The sequence below is a fragment of the Thioclava sp. JM3 genome (assembly GCF_002213185.1).
Classification (GTDB): Bacteria; Pseudomonadota; Alphaproteobacteria; order Rhodobacterales; family Rhodobacteraceae; genus Thioclava; species Thioclava nitratireducens.
This window is the reverse complement of the sequence record NZ_NBOB01000006.1, coordinates 142,184-161,660: the sequence shown is the minus strand read 5'-3', so window position 1 is coordinate 161,660 and position 19,477 is coordinate 142,184. Positions and strand designations below refer to the sequence as shown.

Genomic DNA, 19,477 nt, shown 5'->3' with positions numbered 1-19,477 from the left:
CGCCACAGGTGGCGCGGGGGCTAGCTCAAGTCAAGCGTGAAACCTGTTTACGGATCCAGAGGCTCTGTGCGGTAGTCTGCTGGTCGAGCGCGGCGGAGATTTTCCCCATATCGATCCCCGGCAGGCTCGCGAAGGCGTCGTACAGCCCATCCGCCCCCGCCGCATCGAGCGGGATCAGAAGCGCCTCGCCCGACAGGCTGCGAAGCCGCCAATATTGCTGGCCCTGCAGCGTCAGCAGTCGGATTTCCGCCAGTTCGCGCAGCGGCACCTCGCCGCCCATCCCGAGCGCCGAGACATTGCTGCCCGGCCCCGCAATGGCGCGCGCCCGGCTGGCTGCGAAATAGGAGATACGCCCCTCGTCGATCTCGACCAGACCCGGCGCGCTGGTTTCACGCGCAAAGCGCAGCCGCCGCCAGCCGATCAGCGCCCAGCCGAGCCCGAGCGCCACGGCGACCAGTCCCAGCGGCATCAGGATCAATCCGCCGAGCCAGATCAGCCAAGCTCCGAACGCCACCACGACGCCCGCCGCGATCACCTCGCCCCAGCGCTTGAAGCCTTCTGCAACTTCGGGACGGATCACCGCCAGTCTCCCAGCGCCGATTGCCACAATGTGATCGCCGCGCAGACCGCCGTATCGGCGCGCAGGATGCGCGGGCCGAGGCTGACGGGGGTCACGAAATCGCGACTGCGAAGCATCTCGCGCTCGGCCTCCGAGAACCCGCCTTCTGGCCCGATCAGGATCGCCCAAGGTCCCGGCTCCAACCCTGCGAGCGTCTCTGCGGGGCCAACCAAAGCCTCGTCGGCCCAGAGGATGCGACGGCTCGGATCCCAGCCATCCAGCAGCTTCTTGAGACCCTGCAAATCCTCGACCGGCGGCACATAGGTGCCCAGACATTGCTCCGCCGCTTCCTTGGCATGGGCCTGCAAGCGGTCCTGCCGGATGCGCGCGGAATTGGTGAACTCGGTCTGCACCGGCAGCACCTTGGCGCAGCCCAGCTCGGTCGCCTTTTCGACGATGAAATCAGTGCGCTCTTTCTTGATCGGCGCGAAGATCAGCCAGAGATCCGGCGGCGCGAGCTGCGGCGCGGCCTGCTCGACGCAGGCCAGAATACCGCGCTTCTTGTGAGCCTCGACGACCTCCGCCGTCCACTCGCCATCGCGCCCGTTGAACAGCGCGACACGGGCGCCCACGGCCAGCCGCATCACCGCGAAGAGGTAATGCGCTTCGTCCTGAGTCAGAGGCACGGCTTGCCCCGCGCCCAGCGGGTGCTCTACACAGAGCCTGATCTTGGCACGTTCCATGAGGCGGACTTTATGAGCGGAAAACCCGAAACGCCAGAGGCGGCGGAAGACGCAAACGGCACGGTCGCGGATGCTTATCGCGGCAACTGGGTCGACCGGCTGGCCCCGGCATGGACGCGGCCCTATCTGCGCCTGAGCCGCGCCGACCGGCCTATCGGGACGTGGCTGCTGCTGCTGCCCTGCTACTGGTCGATCGCGCTGGCGGCGTCCTCGACGGGCGGCTTCATCTGGTGGGATCTGTGGCTGGCCATCGGCGCCTCCGTCGGAGCCTTCCTGATGCGCGGCGCGGGCTGCACCTGGAACGACATCACCGACCGCGACATCGACGCCGGCGTGGCGCGCACCCGCTCGCGCCCGATCCCCTCGGGGCAGGTTTCGACGAAACAGGCGCTGGCTTGGGCTGTGATCCAGTCGCTGATCTCCTTCGCGATCCTGCTGACCTTCAACACCCCCGCGATCATTCTCGGGATCGTCTCGCTCGGCCCGGTCGCGATCTACCCCTTCGCCAAGCGCTTCACCTGGTGGCCGCAGATCTTCCTCGGGATCGCCTTCAACTGGGGTGCGCTGCTGCTGTGGGCCGCGCATACCGGAAGCCTCAGCTGGCCGCCCGTCGTGCTTTATTTCGCGGGCATGGCCTGGACGTTGTTCTACGACACGATCTACGCGCATCAGGACAAGGAAGACGACGCGCTGATCGGCGTGAAATCCACCGCGCGGCTCTTCGGGGACGACAGCGCGAAATGGCTGGGCGGCTTCCTGATGACCTCCGTCGCGCTGATGACCATCGCCGTGATGGGCGCACTGTTGCCCGGCGCGCCGCCGCTGCGCCTCGCGCTCTCGTTGCTCGCGCCCTGGGCGATGGGGTGGCACATGCTATGGCAGATGCGTCAGCTCGATATCGACGACCCGGACACCTGTCTGAAACTGTTCCGCGCGAACCGCGATACGGGCCTGATCGCTGCGCTGTTTCTCGCCGTTGGCGCAATCGTGTAACGGCGTATCGATTGATCCCCGCGCCCCTGCACCTTAAGGAAACGGGATAAAGATTCCCCTGGGGAGGGCCTGAGACCGATGCGCAGCCGCGCCACCTTGTTGACGATCGCCGCCTTTGTCCTCGCACTCGTCGTCTCCGCAGTCATCGCGGGCGGCGCGGCGACAATTGTCGAAAAATCCACGAAACAAGAAGTGCGCGTCGCGATGGAGGCGCAGGGCTACGGCTGGATGCGTATCCATACCGATGGGCTGCAGGTGATCCTCTCCGGCACCGCCCCGACCGAGGCCGAGCGCTTCCGCGCCGTTTCCGAGGTCGACAAATACGTCGACAGCTCGCGGGTCGTCGACAATACCGACACCCAGATCACGAAGCCGATCACGCCACCCGCCTTCTCGCTGGAAATGCTGCGCAACGAGAACGGCATCTCGCTGATCGGGCTGGTGCCATCCTCGATCGACCGCGAGGCGATCGTGGAGAAGCTCTCGAAAGTCGCAGGCGAGGATGGCGTCACCGACATGCTGGAGAGCGCCGATTACCCGGTGCCCGGCGGTTGGGACGAAGCGATGAAATTCGCGATGACGACGCTCGAGACGCTGCCGCGCTCGAAAGTGTCGGTCAGCGCGGGCAAAGTCTCGGTGGAGGCGATCACCGACAGCCCCGCCGAAAAGGGTCGAGTGGAGACTTCGCTGGCACGTCGCCGCCCCTCCGATCTCAAGCTCAGCTTCGACATCTCCGCACCGCGCCCCGTGATCACCCCCTTCACGCTGCGCTTCCTCATCGACAAGGCGGAAGGCCCGCATTTCGACGCCTGCTCCGCCGATAACGAACGTGCGCGCGACCGCATCCTGACTGCGGCCCGCGCGGCGGGCGCGAAAGGCACGCTGAGCTGCACGATCGGGATGGGCACGCCTTCGCCCGACTGGTCCAAGGCCGCGCAGATGGCGATCAAGGCGCTCGGCGATCTCGGCGCGGGCTCGGTGACCTTCTCGGATGCCGATATCGCGCTGGATGTGCCTTCGACCGTCGATCAGCAGCAATTCGACGATGTCGTGGGTGAGCTGGAATCGAACCTGCCCGGGGTGTTTTCGCTCAAGGCCAAGCGCGAGCCCGCCCCCGATGCGAAAGCCGGCGAGGCGAGCTTCACCGCCACCCGCGACGGCAACGGCCATGTCGACCTGAAGGGCCGCGTGACCGATGCGCGTGAGCGCCAGACCGTCGAGAGCTACGCACGCGCCAAGCTCGGCCATGCCAATGTCCATGGCGCGACCCGCGTCGACAAGGAGCTTCCCGCCGGTTGGCCGGTACGCACCCTGGCCGCCCTCGACGCCCTGTCGGTGCTGCACGAAGGCAAGGTCACCGTGACCCCCGACGGCATCTCGGTCAGCGGCGTCTCGGGCGACCCGCAGGCCTCCGACACGATTTCGCGCATTCTGACGAGCGAGCTTGGCGAAGATGCGCAGATCGACCTGAGCGTGAAATACGACAAGCGCCTCGATGAGCAGCTCGCCCTGCCGACCGGCAAGGAGTGCGTGGCCCGCCTGAACGACACGCTGAAGAAGAAGAAAGTCGATTTCGATCCGGGTTCGGCGCAGGTCGCTGCGGAAAGCCTCGACGCGCTCGACGCGTTGGCCAAGGCGATCAAGAACTGCACCGACTTCAAGATGGAAGTGGCCGGCTATACCGACAATCAGGGCCGCGAGGAAATGAACCTGCAGCTCTCGCAACAGCGCGCGCAGGCGGTGATCCGCGGGCTTCTGGACCGTGGCGTGCTGATCGGCAACCTGGAGGCAAAAGGCTACGGCGAAGCCCAGCCCATCGCCTCGAACGACACCGAAGCCGGCCGCGAGCAGAACCGCAGGATCGAGTTCGTGCTGCTGGACGAGGCGCCGGTGGGTGACGAGGCGCTGCCCGATGCCACGGCAGACGCGACGGCAGGCGCTGACGAGGGGACTGGGGATGGCGCTGGCGAGCCGCACTGGAATGGCGCCGTGACCGATGACGGCGCCCCCGCCACCGAGAACGGCGCGCAGGACAAATCCGGCGATGGGGACACCGCCGCAGAACCGGGGCAACAGACCCCGCAACAAGAAGAAATTCCGGTCGAGACGCCCGGCGAGAAGACGCCGCGCCCGCAATCCCGGCCGGAGGACCTGTCGAAGGGCTGAAGGGACGCCATATGAACAGAGACGAATTCATCATCGCCACAGCGATCATCCTTTTCGTGGCTTTCGCGCTTGGCTGGTTCGCAAGCTGGCTGATCCACCGCCTCACCCGTGTGAGCCAGGCCGATATGGGCGAGCTGGAGCAGATGGCGCAGGCGTTGCATGAAGCCGAGGAGACCCGCGATCAGGCGCTCGCCTATGTCGAGCAGCGCGAGGCGGAACTGGCCAATCAGCTCAGCCAGACCGAGGCTGAGCTGCGCGCGGCGATGGATGGATTGCGCGACGCGCGTCACGAGGCCGAGGAATTGCGCGCCTATATAGAGCGTACGAAAGAGGCCTGATCTCTCGCGGCTCCCCGCCCGATATTGCCGCAGATTCTCCAAACAGTCATGTCAGGCGGCAGACGCCCATGGCGCTTTGGCCCGCGCCCCGAAGTTGGTATCGAGTCCTGCCCGCCATGCGCGGCCGATCTGCAAGCCAATAGCTGCGCCATGCTCCAGACCTTTCCCGTGGCGCCCTCCCCTGCCGCACCGCGCTCGGCGGCGCGCGCGGGATTGACGAGGCGCAGATGATATGTCCGGGGCAGGTCTTCCGCGCGCGACCTATCCAGACCATCCCGACTGGACGATCGGTCCGGTGCAGCAGTTCGCGGCCCCCTACCCCTTCGCGGATGAGGCGAAGTTCACCCTCTCGGTCGCGCCAATCGTGACGCCGGGCGATCAGCCGCGCTGAGGGGGACGGATATCCGGCAGGGCCGCTTTCACCAGCGGGTGCAGCTCCAGCTTGTCCGCCGCCGCGAGGAACGTGTCGCGCATCGTGGGCGCCCAATTGGCATTGATGTGATCGGCCACGGCATGCGCCTGATCGCCGGGCTGGCTTTCGAAGAACTGTGCGATCTGATTGGCCATCCCGGCGAGTTTCTCAGGCTTCATGCGGTGGCCTCCTGCGGCGCGGTGTAAAGCGCGAGGCCCCGGCCTGCGCGTGCAATAACGGTAAGGCCCGCGTCCCGCGCCTCGCTCACCGCCAAAGCGGTGGGGGCGGAGGGGCCGACTATCACCGGGATACGTAGGGTCGCGACCTTCTGGATCAGGTCGACCGAAAGCCGCGAGGTCATCACCAGCGCGCCGCTCGCCGGGTCTATCCCGCCCCGGATCAGCGCCCCGATCAGCTTGTCGAGGGCGTTGTGGCGGCCGACATCTTCGCGCGTCAGCACGATCCCCTTGCCCGGCTGCCAGAAGCTCGACGCATGGGCAGCGCGGGTTTCGTCCTGCAGAGGCTGATGGTCACGCAGGGTCTCGAGCGCCTCCGAGGCCTGTTCCGGCGTCATGGTAAAGGCGGGCGGGAGAACCGGAGCGAGCTTGCGCCGCGCCTCCTCCAGCTGCTCGATCCCGCAGAGCCCGCAGCCCACCGGCCCCATCGTAGCGCGGCGGCGTTCGGCAAACCGGGCGCCTGCGGGAGCTGCCAGCCAGTTGCGCGCTTCGATCCCGGCCTCGGTCACTTCGAGCTCCTGCCGGGTGATCTCGGACGCGTCCTCGATGAGCGCTTCGGAGAGCGCGAATCCCAGTGCGAAATCCTCCAGATCGGCGGGGCTCGCCATCATCACCGCCTGCGTCACCCCGTCGAAAGACAGCGCCACGGGCACTTCCTCGGCAAGGCGCTGAACAGCGCCGCTGGGCATTTCCCAATCGGTCGCCGTCATTCAGCAGCCTCGACGCGGCGGGTCAACTTGGTCTGCGCGTTGTAGAGCTCCTGCCAGTCCGAGGGCCCGTTCGATAGCCCCACCTGCACCGCCGTCACCTTGTATTCCGGGCAGTTCGTCGCCCAATCGGAATTGTCGGTGGTGACGACGTTCGCCTGCGTTTCGGGGTGGTGGAAAGTCGTGTAGACGACGCCGGGCGAGACCCGGTCGGTGATCGTCGCGCGCAAGGACGTCTCGCCCGCTCGGCTGGTGAGCCGGACCCAGTCGCCCTCGCGAATGCCGCGCGTCTCGGCATCATGCGGGTGAATTTCCAGCCGGTCCTCGGCATGCCAGACGGAATTCTCGGTCCGCCGCGTCTGCGCGCCCACGTTATACTGCGACAGGATGCGCCCGGTGGTCAGCAGCAGCGGGAAGCGCGACCCGGTGCGCTCCTCGGTCGCGACATAGGCCGTGCGGATGAACCGCCCCTTGCCGCGCACGAAGCCATGTTCATGCATCACCGGCGAGCCTTGCGGATGCGCGTCGTTACAAGGCCACTGCACCGAGCCCATACGGTCGATCAGGTCGTAAGTCACGCCCGCGAAGGCGGGCGTCGTGCGACCGATCTCGGCCATGATCTCGGACGGGTGGGTGTAACTCCATCCCGCGCCCAGCGCATTGGCCAGCGCCTGCGTCGCCTCCCAGTCGGCCAGCCCTGCTTTCGGCGCCATGACCTTGCGCACCGGGTTGATCCGGCGCTCGGCATTGGTGAAGGTCCCGTCCTTCTCGAGGAAGGTGGAGCCCGGCAGGAAGACATGGGCGTAGCGCGCGGTCTCGTTCAGGAAGAGGTCATGCACGATCACGCAATCCATCGCCGCGAGGCCCGCGGCCACGTGATGGGTATCGGGATCGGATTGCAGAATATCCTCACCCTGAATGTAGATCGCCTTGAAGTCCCCCGCGACGGCGGCGTCGAGCATATTGGGAATACGCAGCCCCGGCTCGGGGTCGAGCGTCCTACCCCATTCCGCTTCGAACACCGCGCGCACGGAGTCGTCCGAGACATGGCGATAGCCCGGCAGTTCGTGCGGGAAGGAGCCCATATCGCACGAGCCCTGCACGTTGTTCTGCCCCCGTAGCGGGTTCACCCCCACACCGGGGCGTCCGATATTGCCGGTCATCATCGCGAGGTTGGCAATGGCGATCACGGTGGTCGAGCCCTGGCTGTGCTCGGTCACGCCCAGCCCGTAATAGATCGCCCCGTTCGGCGCGGCGGCGTAGGTCCGCGCAGCGTGGCGCAGCGCGTCGGCCGGCACGCCGGTCAACTCTTCGACCGCCTCGGGAGAATGGGCCGGATCGGCGGCGAACTCGGCATAATCCGTCCATTCGTCCCAATCGCAGCGCTCGCGGATGAACGCCTCGTCAAACAGCCCTTCCGTCACGATCACATGGGCCATCGCGGTCAACACCGCGACATTGGTTCCCGGACGTAGCGGTAGGTGATGCCCCTCGCCCATATGCGGGGTCTCCAGCAGATCGATCCGGCGCGGGTCCACCACGATCAGCTTCGCGCCCTGCCGCAGCCTTTTGCGCAGCCGCGAGGCGAAAACCGGATGCCCGTCGGTCGGGTTCGCCCCAATGACCACGGCGCAATCCACCTGCTCGACGGAGTCGAAATCCTGCGTGCCAGCCGAGGTCCCGAAGGTCTGCTTCAGCCCGTAGCCGGTCGGCGAATGGCAGACCCGGGCGCAGGTATCGGTGTTGTTCGTGCCCATCACCGCGCGGGCGAGTTTCTGCACGAGGAAGGTCTCCTCATTGGTGCAGCGCGACGAGGTGATGACGCCCACTGAATCCTTGCCGTGCTTGGCCTGCGCGCGCTTGATGCCGTTGGCAGCAAATTCCAGCGCCTCTTCCCACGACACTTCGCGCCACGGGTCAGTGATGCTGTCGCGGATCATCGGGTTGAGGATGCGGTCGCCATGGTTCGCATAGCCCCAGGCGAAACGGCCCTTCACGCAGCTATGTCCACGGTTCGCCTTGCCCTCTTTCCACGGCACCATGCGCACCAGCTGGTCGCCGCGCATCTGCGCCTCGAAAGAGCAGCCCACGCCGCAATAGGCACAGGTCGTAACCACGGAACGCTCCGGCACGCCGATCTCGTCGACGGTCTTCTCCTGCAGGGTCGCTGTCGGGCAGGCCTGCACGCAGGCGCCGCAGCTGACGCAATCCGAGTTCAGGAAATCTTCCGTACCGGTCGAGATGCGGGCGTCGAAGCCGCGCCCGTCCACGGTCAGCGCGAAAGTGCCCTGCACCTCTTCGCAGGCGCGCACGCAGCGCATGCAGACGATGCATTTCGACGGATCGTAGAAGAAATACGGGTTGGAATCGTCGCGCGGAATATAGAGCGGATTGGCGCCGTCCGCCGCGCGCGTCTCGACATGGTTCTCGCCCGGCGTGTAGCGCACGTCGCGCAGGCCCACGGCCCCTGCCATGTCCTGCAATTCGCAATCGCCGTTCGCCGCGCAGGTCAGACAGTCGAGCGGGTGATCGGAGATATAAAGCTCCATCACCCCGCGACGCAGCCTGTGCAGCTGCTCGGTCTGGGTTTTCACGACCATGCCTTCGCGCACGGGCGTGGTGCACGACGCAGGCGTTCCGCGCATCCCCTCGATCTCGACCACGCAAAGACGGCACGAGCCGTAAGCGTCGAGCATATCGGTCGCACACAGCTTCGGCACGGTGATCCCGGCCTCGGCGGCGGCGCGCATCACGGAGGTGCCCTCGGGCACGCTCACATCCATGCCGTCAATCACCAGCGTCACAGGCGGGCCCGATTTGGCAGGCGTGCCCATATCGGAGAGTTTCGGCCCGTGCACTCCGTCGGGGATGATGAAATCCTTCATTCCGCAGCCTCCTGTGAGAGCGAGAATTCTTGCGGGAAAAGCCGTATCGCCGAGCGCACCGGGAAGGGCGTGAAGCCCCCCATCGCGCAGAGCGAGCCCTTCTCCATCACTTCGCATAGCTCGTGCAGCAACTCGATCGCCGCCGGGTCGCCCGCCGCGACGCGGTCGAGCGTTTCCATGCCGCGCACCGCGCCGATCCGGCAGGGCGTGCATTTCCCGCAGCTCTCGACGGCGCAGAACTCCATCGCGTAGCGGGCGAGCGCGAGCATGTCGGCGCTGTCGTCATGCACCACGAAACCGGCATGGCCCACGAGGCCACCCTGATCGGCGAAAGCCTCGTAGCAGACCGGCAAATCGAAATCGTCCGGCCCGTGATAGGCGCCCAGCGGTCCGCCCACCTGCACCGCTTTGAACGGACGGCCCGAGGCCGTGCCGCCGCCGATTTCGTTGACCAGCGTGCCGAGCGACATCCCGAAACCGGTCTCGAACAACCCGCCATGTTTGACGTTGCCCGCGATCTGAAGCGGGATCGTCCCGCGCGAGCGACCCAGCCCGAACTCGGCATAGGCAGCGCCGCCGTGGACCAAGATCCACGGCACGGCGGCCAGCGAGAGCACGTTGTTCACCACGGTCGGCTTGCCGAACGCGCCTTCCAGCGCGGGCAGCGGCGGCTTGGCGCGCACCATCCCGCGCTTTCCTTCGAGCGAATTGAGAAGCGAGGTCTCCTCGCCGCAAATATAGGCGCCCGCGCCGACGCGCACCTCCAGATCGAAGGCCGGCCCCTGCCCCATCAGGCTGTCGCCGATGATCCCGGCCGCGCGCGCTGCCTTGATCGCTGCGTTCAGCGTGCGGATCGCATGGGGATATTCCGAACGGACATAGATGAAGCCCTTGGTCGCGCCGACCGCAAGACCGGCAATCGCCATGCCCTCGAGTAGGCAGAAGGGATCGCCTTCCATCAGCATCCGATCCGCGAAAGAGCCGCTATCGCCTTCGTCCGCGTTGCAGACGATATATTTCTGCGAGGCCTCTGCCCCGGCGACAGTCTTCCATTTTATGCCGGTCGGGAAGCCCGCACCGCCACGACCGCGCAGCCCCGATGTGATGACCTCTTCGATGGTCTGCTCCCCGCTCAGTTCCAGCGCACGCTTGAGACCCTGCCAGCCCTCGCCCGCCTCATAATCGGCCAGCGACAGCGGATCGGTCCGACCGCAGCGCGCGAAGGTCAGGCGGGTCTGTTTTGCGAAGAAGGGGATTTCCTCGACCGGGCCGAGCGCCTTCGGGTGATCGCCGTCTTCGAACAGCGCAGGTACGTCCTCGGGCGTCATCGGTCCGAAGCCGTAGCGCACACCGTCGCGCTCGATCTCGACCAAAGGCTCCAGCCAGATCATCCCGCGCGTGCCGTTGCGGATGATCTCGACCGTTTCGCCGCTCAGACCAGCCGCTGAGGCAATCGCCGCCGCGACCTCATCGGCCCCACAGGCTGCGGCAGCGGCATCGCGGGGAACCCAGATCTTCATGCCGAGACCTCCGCAACCAGAGCCTCGATCCGCTCGGGCGTCGCCCGCCCGACCAACTGATCGCCCACCATCGCGGCGGGCGCGCAGGCACACAGCCCGAGGCAGTAGACCGCCTCAAGGGTCACGTCACCCTTCGTTTCTCCGACTTTCATGCCGAGCGCGCGCTCCAGCCGCGCGATCATCTCCGTCCCGCCCATCGATTGGCAGGCCTCGGCACGGCACAGCTTGATCACATGCTTGCCCGCGGGCGCATCGCGGAAATCGTGATAGAAGGAGACGACGCCCGCCACCTCCGCCCGGCTCAACCGCAGCGCATCGGCAATCGGCTGATAGCTATCGGCGGGCACGCAGCCGTAAGCGGCCTGCACATCGTGAAGAATGGGCAGCAGCGCACCTTCGCGCCCCGCATGATCCGCCAGAATCGCGGCGAGCCTGTCGTCTTCGGTCATTTCCATCCTCCCGGCCCCGATGATGGGGCGAGCATGCCCCGACCAGCAAGTCACGACTGGTTCAATCGCGAACAGGCGCGGACAGGAACCGTCATCGCCGTGCTTGCGCGGGCAGGGGTGAGCCTCTACATCCCTCACATGAGCCTGATCCAACGCCTTCCCTTCGTCAAGAAATCGCCCTTCGTCGCGGTGATCCGTCTGCACGGTGCCATTGGCATCTCGCGCCCGGGATCGCCCGGCCTGTCGGATGCCGCGATGGCCCCGATCATCGAGCGGGCTTTTTCCCGCGGGAAACCGGCGGCGGTGGCCCTGATGATCAATTCGCCCGGCGGATCGCCCGTGCAATCAGCGCTGATCGCGGGGCGTATCCGCAGGCTCGCGGACGAAAAAGGTATTCCCGTGCATGCCTTCGTCGAAGACGTCGCGGCCTCGGGCGGCTATTGGCTCGCCTGCGCCGCCGACCAGATCTGGGCCGACCCGACTTCGGTCGTGGGCTCGATCGGTGTGATCTCGGCAGGGTTCGGCCTCGACGAGTTCATCAGCCGTCACGGAATCCAGCGCCGTGTGCACACGGCGGGCGGCTCGAAAAGTTTCATGGACCCGTTCCGCCCAGAAAAGGACGAGGACGTCGCGCGGCTGAACAAGCTGCTCGAGGACATGCATGTCAGCTTCAAGGAACATGTCGAGTCCCGGCGCGGTGCAAAACTGGCCTCGGATCGCGACCTCTTTACCGGCGATATCTGGACCGGGCGACAAGCGCTGGCCGAGAAGACCGGCCTGATCGACGGGCTGGCCCATGCGGTACCGAAGCTGAAAGAAATCTACGGCGAGAAGACACGCATCGTGCCCTATGCGCCCAAGCGTTCTCTCTTCCGGCGTTTCGGCGCGCAGATCGGCGGCGAGATGGCGGCGGCGACGGCAGGCGCACTTATCGACACGACCGAAGAGCGCGCGCTCTGGGCGCGCTACGGGCTGTAACCCGATGCTCATCAAGGGCATGACCCTCTTCCTGGTCGTCATGGCGGTGCTCGCCATGTTCGGCAAGCTACGGATGCCGAAGATCAAGGGCCCGCGCGGTCCGGGCCGGCTGTCGGCACGTTGTCCCGATTGCGGACGTCCGAAAATAGGACGCGGCCCCTGCCCCTGCAAGACGACCTCCAAGACCAAGAGCAAGAAGACGGAGCGCCGGTCATGATCTGGGATTTCGGCGAGATCATTGCCGGGCTGGCGTTGCTGGTCGTGGCGGGCGATCTGCTGGTGAAAGGCGCGGTGGCGATGTCGCTGCGCCTTGGCATTCCGGCGCTGATCGTCGGGCTTACTGTCGTGGCCTTCGGCACCTCCGCGCCCGAGCTGATGGTCTCCGTCGCCGCCGTCCTCGACAATGCGCCGAGCATCGCGCTCGGAAACGTCGTGGGCTCGAATATCGCGAATATCCTGCTGGTGCTGGGACTGCCGGCGATCATCTCCGCGATCCGCACCGACCTGCACGACACGCGCGAAAGCTTCGTGCTGATGATGGGCGCGACGATTCTGTTCATTCTCGTCTGTTTCATGGGCCCGATCCGCTGGGCGCAGGGGCTGCTTCTGCTCTTTGCTCTGAGCATCGTCCTGTTCCGGCAGATCCGCGAGGCGCGCGCCCATCGCGCCAATCGCGGCAACGGGCGCGCGGCCGAGACCGAGGCGAATGAAGAGATCGAAAGCGTCGATCCGAAGATGCCGCTCTGGCGGATCGGGCTTTACGTTCTCGCGGGCCTCGTCGGCTTGCCGCTGGGCGCGAACTGGTTGGTCAGCGGCGCATCGGAGATCGCCAGCGCCATGGGCATCTCGGATGCGGTGATCGGCCTGACGCTGGTGGCGCTCGGCACCTCGCTGCCGGAGCTGGCGACCTCGATCACGGCGGCGATGAAAGGCCGCTCGGACCTCGCGCTCGGCAACGTCGTGGGCTCGAACATCTTCAACCTGCTCTGCATCATCGGCGTTGCGGGGCTGTTCGGCGATATTCCGGTGCCTCGGCAGATGCTGCAGATCGACCTTTGGGTCATGGCAGCCGCCTCGATCGCGCTCGCGCCATTCATCTTCGGCAACCGCGTGATCACCCGCGGCGTCGGTATCGCTTTTTCCGTGGCTTATCTGGCCTATATGGTGGCCCTCTTCATTGGAGGCAGCGCATGAAACGAGCATTGGTGACAGGCGGCGCGAAGCGGCTGGGGCGCGCGATGGCGCTTTATCTGGCCGAACGCGGCCTGGACGTCGCGATCCATTATCACGGCTCCGCGGAGGACGCGGAGGCCACGGCAGCGGAGGCCCGCGCGAAGGGCGTGCGCGCCGAGATCCTACAGGCCGACCTGCTGGACGAGGCAGCGACGGCGGCCCTGGTGCCGCATGCGGCGCAACTGCTCGACGGGCCGCTCGATCTGCTGATCAACAATGCCTCGATCTTCGAATACGACACGATCCGCTCGGCCACGCGCGAAAGCTGGGACCGGCATATCGGCTCCAACCTCCGCGCGCCCTTCGTGCTGATCCAGCATTTCGCGGCACAGGCCCCGCAAGCCGACCGCTCAGGCGCGGAACCCAAGGCCCGTGCCTTGGTGGTCAACATGGTCGATCAGCGGATGCGCAAGCTGACGCCCGAGTTCATGACCTACTCACTCGCTAAGATGGGGCTGTGGACGCTGACCCAGACCGGCGCGCAGGCGCTGGCCCCCGATATCCGGGTGAACGCGATCGGCCCCGGCCCCACCCTGCAGGGCGCGCGCCAGTCGGAAGATCACTTCAACCGGCAGCGCGCGGCGACGATCCTTGAGCGTGGCGCGGACCCGGCGGATATCGTCGCAGCGCTGGGATATTTCATGGATGCGCCGGCCGTCACAGGGCAGTTGCTCTGCGTAGATGGCGGCCAACATCTAGGCTGGCGGACGCCCGATGTATTAGGTCCGGAATGAGCCTGAAATCGAATCACAGGCCGAAGTTGTGCACTGCGCGGCGGCCTGTAACGAGACCGTCACAAAAGTATTAATCCTTTCAATAGCTTGGCAAATGTGCAGAAAATTTCTCAATGAAATCAATGCGCTCCGCAATTGCTCAAAAAACGGGCAAACACTCGATCAACCCTTATATTAAGGTCGGAACCCGCGGTCCCACATGTTTGCCAACAGACTTATCCCCAAATTTCGTGGACATGTTTTTTCTTGAAAACGGCCGCGCGAGGTTGCAGCCACGGGGGAGAATCGAAGCCTGCTCATGAATGATGACGAGAACAACAAGGACACCCTCGATCCCCCGGCGGCCACGCGCCCGCAACACGGGCTGACGGGCCATGCTCTGATCGCGGATTACCTCAAGCGTCTCGACGGCTCGCCCGGCGTGTACCGGATGCTGAACGCGAAGGGCGAGGTGCTCTATGTGGGCAAGGCGCGCAACCTGAAGGCGCGGGTTTCGAACTATGCGCGGCCCTCGGGACACTCGGCACGGATCGCGCGGATGATCTTCGAGACCGCCTCGATGATGTTCCTCACGACGCGGACCGAGACCGAGGCGCTGCTGCTCGAGCAGAACCTGATCAAGCAGCTCAAGCCGCGCTACAACGTTCTCGCACGCGACGACAAGAGCTTCCCCAACATCCTGATCGCGACCGATCACCCCTACCCGATGATCAAGAAGCATCGCGGCGCGCGCAAAGAGAAGGGACATTACTTCGGCCCCTTCGCGAGCGCTGGCGCGGTGAACCGCACGCTGAACCAGCTGGAGCGGGTGTTCCTGCTGCGCAACTGCTCGGATTCGATGTTCGAGACCCGCACACGCCCCTGTCTGCAATACCAGATCAAACGCTGTTCGGGGCCTTGCGTCGGCAAGATCTCCGAGGAGGATTACGCAGCGCTGGTCGACGATGCGAAGCGCTTCCTGCAGGGCAAGTCCACCACGATCCAGCGTGAATTGGCGGAGCAGATGCAGCAAGCCTCGGACGATATGGAGTTCGAGCGCGCCGCTGCGCTCCGTGACCGGATCAAGGCGCTGACCAACGTGCAGCAAAGCCAGGGGATCAATCCTCGTACCACCGCCGAGGCCGATGTCATCGCGCTCCATCAGGAAGGCGGGCAGGCCTGTGTTCAGGTTTTCTTCATCCGCGCGAACCAAAGCTGGGGCAATCACGACTTCTACCCGAAGACCGGCTCCGGCGCCGAGGCGCCCGAAATCCTGCAGGCCTTCATCGCGCAGTTCTACACGAACCGCCCGCCGCCGAAGCTGATCCTGCTGTCGCACCCAGTCGAGGATGAGGAACTGGTAAGCGAATTCCTCTCCGAGCGCGCCGAGCGCAAGGTCGAGATCACCGTGCCGCAACGGGGCGAGAAAGCCGAACTCGTCGAGAATGCCGCGCGCAATGCCCGCGAGAGCCTCGGTCGGAAGATGTCGGAATCTGCGGCGCAGGCGAAGCTGCTGGCTGGCGTGGCCGAAGCCTTCGGGCTGGAGAAACCGCCGCAGCGGATCGAGGTCTACGACAACTCGCATATTCAGGGCGCGCATGCCGTGGGCGGGATGATCGTCGCGGGGCCGGAAGGATTCATCAAGAGCCAGTATCGCAAGTTCAACATCAAGAACGCCGACCTGACGCCGGGCGACGACTTCGGGATGATGAAAGAGGTACTGACGCGCCGCTTCACCCGTTTGCTGAAGGAAGACCCAGAGCGCAAATCCGAATCCTGGCCCGATCTGCTGCTCATCGACGGCGGCGCCGGCCAGGTCTCGGCGGTGCGCGAGATCATGGACGAGATGGGCGTGAGTGACGTCGCGATGGTCGGCGTCGCGAAGGGCGTCGACCGCGACCACGGCAAGGAAGAATTCCACCGTACCGGCCAGCGCCCAATCGCCCTGCCCCGGCAATCGCCGGTCCTCTACTACATCCAGCGCCTGCGCGACGAGGCGCACCGCTGGGCCATCGGCACCCATCGCGCGAAACGCGCCAAGGCGCAGATGGCGAACCCGCTGGATGAAATTCCGGGCATCGGCGCGGCCCGCAAACGCGCGCTGCTGGCGCATTTCGGCTCCGCCAAGGCGGTGAGCCGCGCGGCCCCGATCGATCTTATGGAGGTCGACGGCATTTCCGAGGCGATGGCCGAGACCATCCACAATTTCTTCAACGAGAAGGGCTGAGATGACCGATCACAGCCGCCACCCCCGCGCGCTGACCCGCGTGGCCGATCTCGAACGCGACGGTCTGACCGCCTCGGGGGCGCGCGTCGATCTGGAGCGCGTCGCCAAGGAATTCCGCATCCGCGTGACACCCGAGATGCGTGGGGCCATCGCCGATCCGACCGATCCGGTGGCCGCGCAATTCGTGCCCTCCGCGGCGGAGTTGGTGACCCGCCCCGAAGAAATGGAAGACCCCATCGGCGACGATGCCCATTCCCCAGCGCCCGGGCTGACGCATCGCTATCCGGACCGGGTGATCCTGCACATCACCAAGACCTGCGATGTTTATTGCCGCTTCTGCTTCCGCCGCGAGACGGTGGGGGAGAACGGGCCGCTGCCGGAAGACCAATTGACGCAGGCGCTCGACTATATCGCCGCGACCCCGGCCATTCGCGAGGTGATCCTGACCGGGGGCGATCCGCTGACGCTGTCGACGCGCAGGCTCGGCGCGGTGCTGGAGCGTCTTTCCGGCATCCCCCATCTCGACCAGGTCCGGCTCCACACCCGCGTTCCGGTCGTCGCGCCAGAGCGCATCACCGATCAGCTTTGCGCTCTGTTGCGCAAGGCGCCTACTGCGTGGATCGTGCTGCACACCAACCACGCGCAGGAACTTACGCCTGTCGCTCGCGACGCCATCGCGCGACTTGTCGATCGCGGCATACCGATGCTCTCGCAAACCGTACTGCTGCGGGGCATCAACGACAGTGCCGACGCGTTGGAGGGCCTGTTCCGCGCCCTGACCAAGCTGCGCGTCAAACCCTATTACCTGCACCATTGCGACCTCGCGCGCGGTACCTCGCATTTCCGCACCACCATCGCGGAAGGCCGCGCGCTGATGGCCGAGCTGCGCCGCCGCTGCTCGGGCACCATGCTGCCGACCTATGTGCTCGACATCCCCGGTGGGCATGGCAAAGTGCCGATCACGTCCGACCATTTCACGCCGGGGGACAGTCCCGGAGACTGGCATGTGACCGACCGACGCGGCACGGTGCATGCATATCGCGATCCCGCGACCCGTTAACGCGCCCTCTTCCGCTTTGCCAAGCACGCAGCTAGGTTGCCTCCCATGAAATGGACCCTTCCCAATATCCTGACCGTGCTCAGGCTCTTGGCTGCCCCGGGCGTGGCGGTCATGTTCCTCTATTTCTCGCGGCCCTGGGCCGACTGGCTGGCGCTCGCGCTGTTCATCGGCGCAGCAATCACCGACTGGTTCGATGGCTACCTTGCCCGGGCGTGGAAACAGGAGAGCCGCTTCGGCGCGATGCTCGACCCGATCGCAGACAAGGCGATGGTGGTGATCGCGCTTGTGGTGCTGACCGGCTACTCGGGCATGAACCCCTGGCTGATCCTACCCGCCACCGTGATCCTGTTCCGCGAGGTCTTCGTCTCGGGGCTGCGCGAATTCCTCGGCGCGGATGCCGGGCGGCTGCGGGTGACCAAGCTCGCGAAGTGGAAAACGACCGCGCAGATGGTGGCGATCGCCGTGCTGTTCCTCGGTACCGGGCTCGCCTATCTCGAACAGGGTCAGGCCCCGCGCGCGGGGGAAGGTGATATCCGCATGGGCGCCACCCCCGCCGATGTCGCGACCCATGTGGGGCTTGCGCTGATCTGGATCGCCGCCGTGCTGACCGCGATCACCGGCTGGGACTATTTCCGCAAGGCCCTGCCCTATCTGAAGGAGCCGAGCCATGATTGACGTTCTCTATTTCGCATGGGTCCGCGAGCGGATCGGCCTGCCGAGGGAAAAGGTCGAGACCGAGGCAAAAACAGTGGCCGATCTGGTCGAGGAACTGAAAGCGCGCGAGCCGCGCTACGAGGCGGCCTTTGCCGACATCTCGGCGCTGCGGGTCGCGCTCGATCAGGATCTTGCAGAGTTCGATGCGCCGCTCGAAGGTGTGCGCGAGGTGGCCTTCTTCCCGCCGATGACGGGAGGCTGAGATGAAAGTCTCCGTTCAGGCCGAGCCCTTCGATCTGGGCGCAGAGCTTGCCGATTTCGGCACGGGCCGCGCGGATGTGGGCGCCGTCGTAAGCTTCACCGGCATCGTGCGCGACGACACCGGCGCGATGGAAGCTTTGGAGCTGGAGCATTACCCCGGCATGACCGAGCGCGCGATCGCGGGTATCGTGGATCAGGCGGTCGAGCGTTGGTCCCTGTCGGACGTGACCGTGATCCACCGCCATGGACGTCTCGTCGTGGGCGAGCAGATCATGATGGTCGCCACCGCCGCACGCCACCGCGTCGCTGCCTTCGAGGCGGCCGAATTCCTGATGGATTACCTGAAATCCCGCGCGCCCTTCTGGAAGAAGGAACACGGGCCCGAAGGCACCTCCTGGGTCGCCGCGAAGGATGAGGATGAGGACGCGCTGAAACGCTGGTGATCAGTCGCCCAGCTTTGCGTGCACCTCGTCCAGATCGACCTCGCCCACCGGCATCTTGTTATCCGGATCGTCGAAATCGTATTGAAATAGCTGGAAATCCTTCTTGTAGATTTCCCAGATCAGGTGGCGCGACAGGTCGTCAAAATAATCGCTGACCTTATGCGCACGCTTCGGCCCGTGCCCTTCGGATTCGTTGAACCGCGGCACGTCGGCCAGATCGACCTTCACCGGCGTCTCGACCGCGTCGAGCACCGACTGCATCCCCTCGTTGAATTTCTCGGTGAAGAAGATGTTGTCGTAGCGCCCGCCGTTGACGATGAAGGTCGAGATATGGCCCGACATGGCCGACCAGTGAATGTCCGGCTCCATCGGGCGGCGCCAGCGGATCGTGTCGCGCGCGAACAGCAAGAAGCGGCGGAACGAGGCGATCTGGTCGAAATCGAAATTATCTTCCGGCGAGCCGACCTCGATCCCGTATTTCTGCACCAGCTGTGGCACCAGATTTCCGCGATAGCGTTTGCCGTTGCGCTGGATGCCCGCGATCTTGTCGAAGAAGCTCGACAGGATGCGCTGATACGGGTTGCGAACGCAGGTGAAGGCGTAGCTTTTGTGCGCCACCACGTTCTCGGTGATCGGCGTCTGGCTTTCCTCCTGCGACCACTTATGCAGCCCGGTCTTGGAATCGTGGATGTCGCCGTCGAAGAATTTCCCGTGGTCGGAATAGAACATGATCTGCCCGATGGAGGAGCAGGCGCATTTCGGCACGACGCGATACACCATGCTTTCGCTCTCGGTCATCCAGGTTCCGGGAAATCCCATTCAAAGCCCTCCAGAAGGTCGCGCACCCGTGAATGGGTGACGCAGACATAATAAATATTGAGTAAAGAGCAAAGAAACCCT

21 protein-coding genes are annotated in these 19,477 nt (G+C 65.3%); 13 read left to right on the top strand and 8 right to left on the bottom strand.

What is annotated here, in order from left to right; genetic code table 11:
- Positions 1-25: 25 nt before the first annotated feature.
- Both B6V73_RS12835 and B6V73_RS12830 read right to left on the bottom strand, forming a co-directional pair.
- On the bottom strand, positions 26-580 hold the full coding sequence (locus B6V73_RS12835; protein WP_088725429.1) for a hypothetical protein: 555 nt from the start codon (positions 578-580) through the stop codon (positions 26-28).
- A complete protein-coding gene (locus tag B6V73_RS12830; protein ID WP_075773926.1) occupies positions 577-1,302 on the bottom strand; it encodes a 16S rRNA (uracil(1498)-N(3))-methyltransferase in 726 nt (241 codons plus the stop codon). The genes B6V73_RS12835 and B6V73_RS12830 overlap by 4 nt, the downstream gene beginning before the upstream one ends.
- Before the next feature lie 12 nt (positions 1,303-1,314).
- Between B6V73_RS12830 and ubiA the strand changes: the two genes are divergently transcribed.
- The 4 genes from ubiA to B6V73_RS20790 all read left to right on the top strand — a co-directional run bounded on the left by ubiA (position 1,315) and on the right by B6V73_RS20790 (position 5,190).
- Positions 1,315-2,295 (top strand): 4-hydroxybenzoate octaprenyltransferase, encoded by a 981-nt coding sequence (ubiA, locus tag B6V73_RS12825; protein WP_088725428.1) that lies wholly within the window; start codon positions 1,315-1,317, stop codon positions 2,293-2,295.
- A gap of 78 nt (positions 2,296-2,373) precedes the next feature.
- Positions 2,374-4,461, top strand: a complete 2,088-nt coding sequence (locus B6V73_RS12820; RefSeq protein ID WP_088725427.1) for an OmpA family protein — start codon at positions 2,374-2,376, stop codon at positions 4,459-4,461.
- A gap of 11 nt (positions 4,462-4,472) precedes the next feature.
- Positions 4,473-4,799: a hypothetical protein gene (locus B6V73_RS12815; RefSeq protein WP_088725426.1), complete on the top strand. Its 327-nt coding sequence runs from the start codon at positions 4,473-4,475 to the stop codon at positions 4,797-4,799.
- A 232-nt stretch (positions 4,800-5,031) separates the two neighbouring features.
- Positions 5,032-5,190 carry a hypothetical protein gene (locus B6V73_RS20790; RefSeq protein WP_168174462.1) on the top strand — a complete coding sequence of 53 codons (159 nt, stop codon included), beginning with the start codon at positions 5,032-5,034 and terminating at the stop codon, positions 5,188-5,190.
- Here the strand turns inward: B6V73_RS20790 and B6V73_RS12810 are convergent.
- From B6V73_RS12810 to B6V73_RS12790, 5 genes are read right to left on the bottom strand one after another with little or no spacing between them, the layout of a single operon-like run.
- On the bottom strand, positions 5,178-5,390 hold the full coding sequence (locus B6V73_RS12810; RefSeq protein ID WP_088722284.1) for a formate dehydrogenase subunit delta: 213 nt from the start codon (positions 5,388-5,390) through the stop codon (positions 5,178-5,180). The genes B6V73_RS20790 and B6V73_RS12810 overlap by 13 nt on opposite strands.
- Positions 5,387-6,157, bottom strand: coding sequence for a formate dehydrogenase accessory sulfurtransferase FdhD (gene fdhD, locus B6V73_RS12805; RefSeq protein ID WP_088725425.1), 771 nt, complete (start codon positions 6,155-6,157; stop codon positions 5,387-5,389). The genes B6V73_RS12810 and fdhD overlap by 4 nt, the downstream gene beginning before the upstream one ends.
- On the bottom strand, positions 6,154-9,039 hold the full coding sequence (fdhF, locus tag B6V73_RS12800) for a formate dehydrogenase subunit alpha (protein ID WP_088725424.1): 2,886 nt from the start codon (positions 9,037-9,039) through the stop codon (positions 6,154-6,156). The genes fdhD and fdhF overlap by 4 nt, the downstream gene beginning before the upstream one ends.
- Complete coding sequence (locus B6V73_RS12795) at positions 9,036-10,559, bottom strand: formate dehydrogenase beta subunit (protein ID WP_088725423.1); 1,524 nt, start codon at positions 10,557-10,559, stop codon at positions 9,036-9,038. Before B6V73_RS12795 ends, fdhF begins: the two co-directional genes overlap by 4 nt.
- Positions 10,556-11,008 (bottom strand): formate dehydrogenase subunit gamma, encoded by a 453-nt coding sequence (locus tag B6V73_RS12790; RefSeq protein ID WP_075773918.1) that lies wholly within the window; start codon positions 11,006-11,008, stop codon positions 10,556-10,558. The genes B6V73_RS12795 and B6V73_RS12790 overlap by 4 nt, the downstream gene beginning before the upstream one ends.
- A 138-nt stretch (positions 11,009-11,146) precedes the next feature.
- Here B6V73_RS12790 and B6V73_RS12785 point away from each other — a divergent pair, with 138 nt between their 5' ends.
- The 9 genes from B6V73_RS12785 to B6V73_RS12745 all read left to right on the top strand — a co-directional run bounded on the left by B6V73_RS12785 (position 11,147) and on the right by B6V73_RS12745 (position 18,577).
- Entirely contained in the window at positions 11,147-11,986 is an 840-nt protein-coding gene (locus B6V73_RS12785) for a S49 family peptidase (protein ID WP_075773917.1), read from the top strand.
- A 4-nt stretch (positions 11,987-11,990) separates the two neighbouring features.
- A complete protein-coding gene (locus B6V73_RS12780) occupies positions 11,991-12,203 on the top strand; it encodes a hypothetical protein (protein WP_075773916.1) in 213 nt (70 codons plus the stop codon).
- Entirely contained in the window at positions 12,200-13,180 is a 981-nt protein-coding gene (locus tag B6V73_RS12775; protein WP_088725422.1) for a calcium/sodium antiporter, read from the top strand. The genes B6V73_RS12780 and B6V73_RS12775 overlap by 4 nt, the downstream gene beginning before the upstream one ends.
- Positions 13,177-13,953 carry an SDR family oxidoreductase gene (locus B6V73_RS12770; protein ID WP_088722277.1) on the top strand — a complete coding sequence of 259 codons (777 nt, stop codon included), beginning with the start codon at positions 13,177-13,179 and terminating at the stop codon, positions 13,951-13,953. The genes B6V73_RS12775 and B6V73_RS12770 overlap by 4 nt, the downstream gene beginning before the upstream one ends.
- A 298-nt stretch (positions 13,954-14,251) precedes the next feature.
- Positions 14,252-16,159 (top strand): excinuclease ABC subunit UvrC, encoded by a 1,908-nt coding sequence (uvrC, locus tag B6V73_RS12765; protein ID WP_077701319.1) that lies wholly within the window; start codon positions 14,252-14,254, stop codon positions 16,157-16,159.
- A gap of 1 nt (position 16,160) precedes the next feature.
- Positions 16,161-17,219: a lysine-2,3-aminomutase-like protein gene (locus B6V73_RS12760; protein WP_088725421.1), complete on the top strand. Its 1,059-nt coding sequence runs from the start codon at positions 16,161-16,163 to the stop codon at positions 17,217-17,219.
- Positions 17,220-17,264: 45 nt separating this feature from the next.
- Positions 17,265-17,894, top strand: coding sequence for a CDP-diacylglycerol--glycerol-3-phosphate 3-phosphatidyltransferase (gene pgsA, locus B6V73_RS12755; protein ID WP_075773912.1), 630 nt, complete (start codon positions 17,265-17,267; stop codon positions 17,892-17,894).
- The gene (moaD, locus tag B6V73_RS12750; RefSeq protein WP_075773911.1) at positions 17,887-18,135 is read left to right on the top strand and encodes a molybdopterin converting factor subunit 1; all 249 of its coding nucleotides are present in this window, start codon (positions 17,887-17,889) and stop codon (positions 18,133-18,135) included. Before pgsA ends, moaD begins: the two co-directional genes overlap by 8 nt.
- A gap of 1 nt (position 18,136) precedes the next feature.
- Positions 18,137-18,577, top strand: coding sequence for a molybdenum cofactor biosynthesis protein MoaE (locus B6V73_RS12745; RefSeq protein ID WP_088725420.1), 441 nt, complete (start codon positions 18,137-18,139; stop codon positions 18,575-18,577).
- On the opposite strand, the gene B6V73_RS12740 is transcribed toward B6V73_RS12745, so the two are convergent.
- Complete coding sequence (locus B6V73_RS12740; RefSeq protein ID WP_088719506.1) at positions 18,578-19,396, bottom strand: sulfotransferase family protein; 819 nt, start codon at positions 19,394-19,396, stop codon at positions 18,578-18,580. It lies immediately after the preceding gene.
- Positions 19,397-19,477 lie beyond the last annotated feature (81 nt).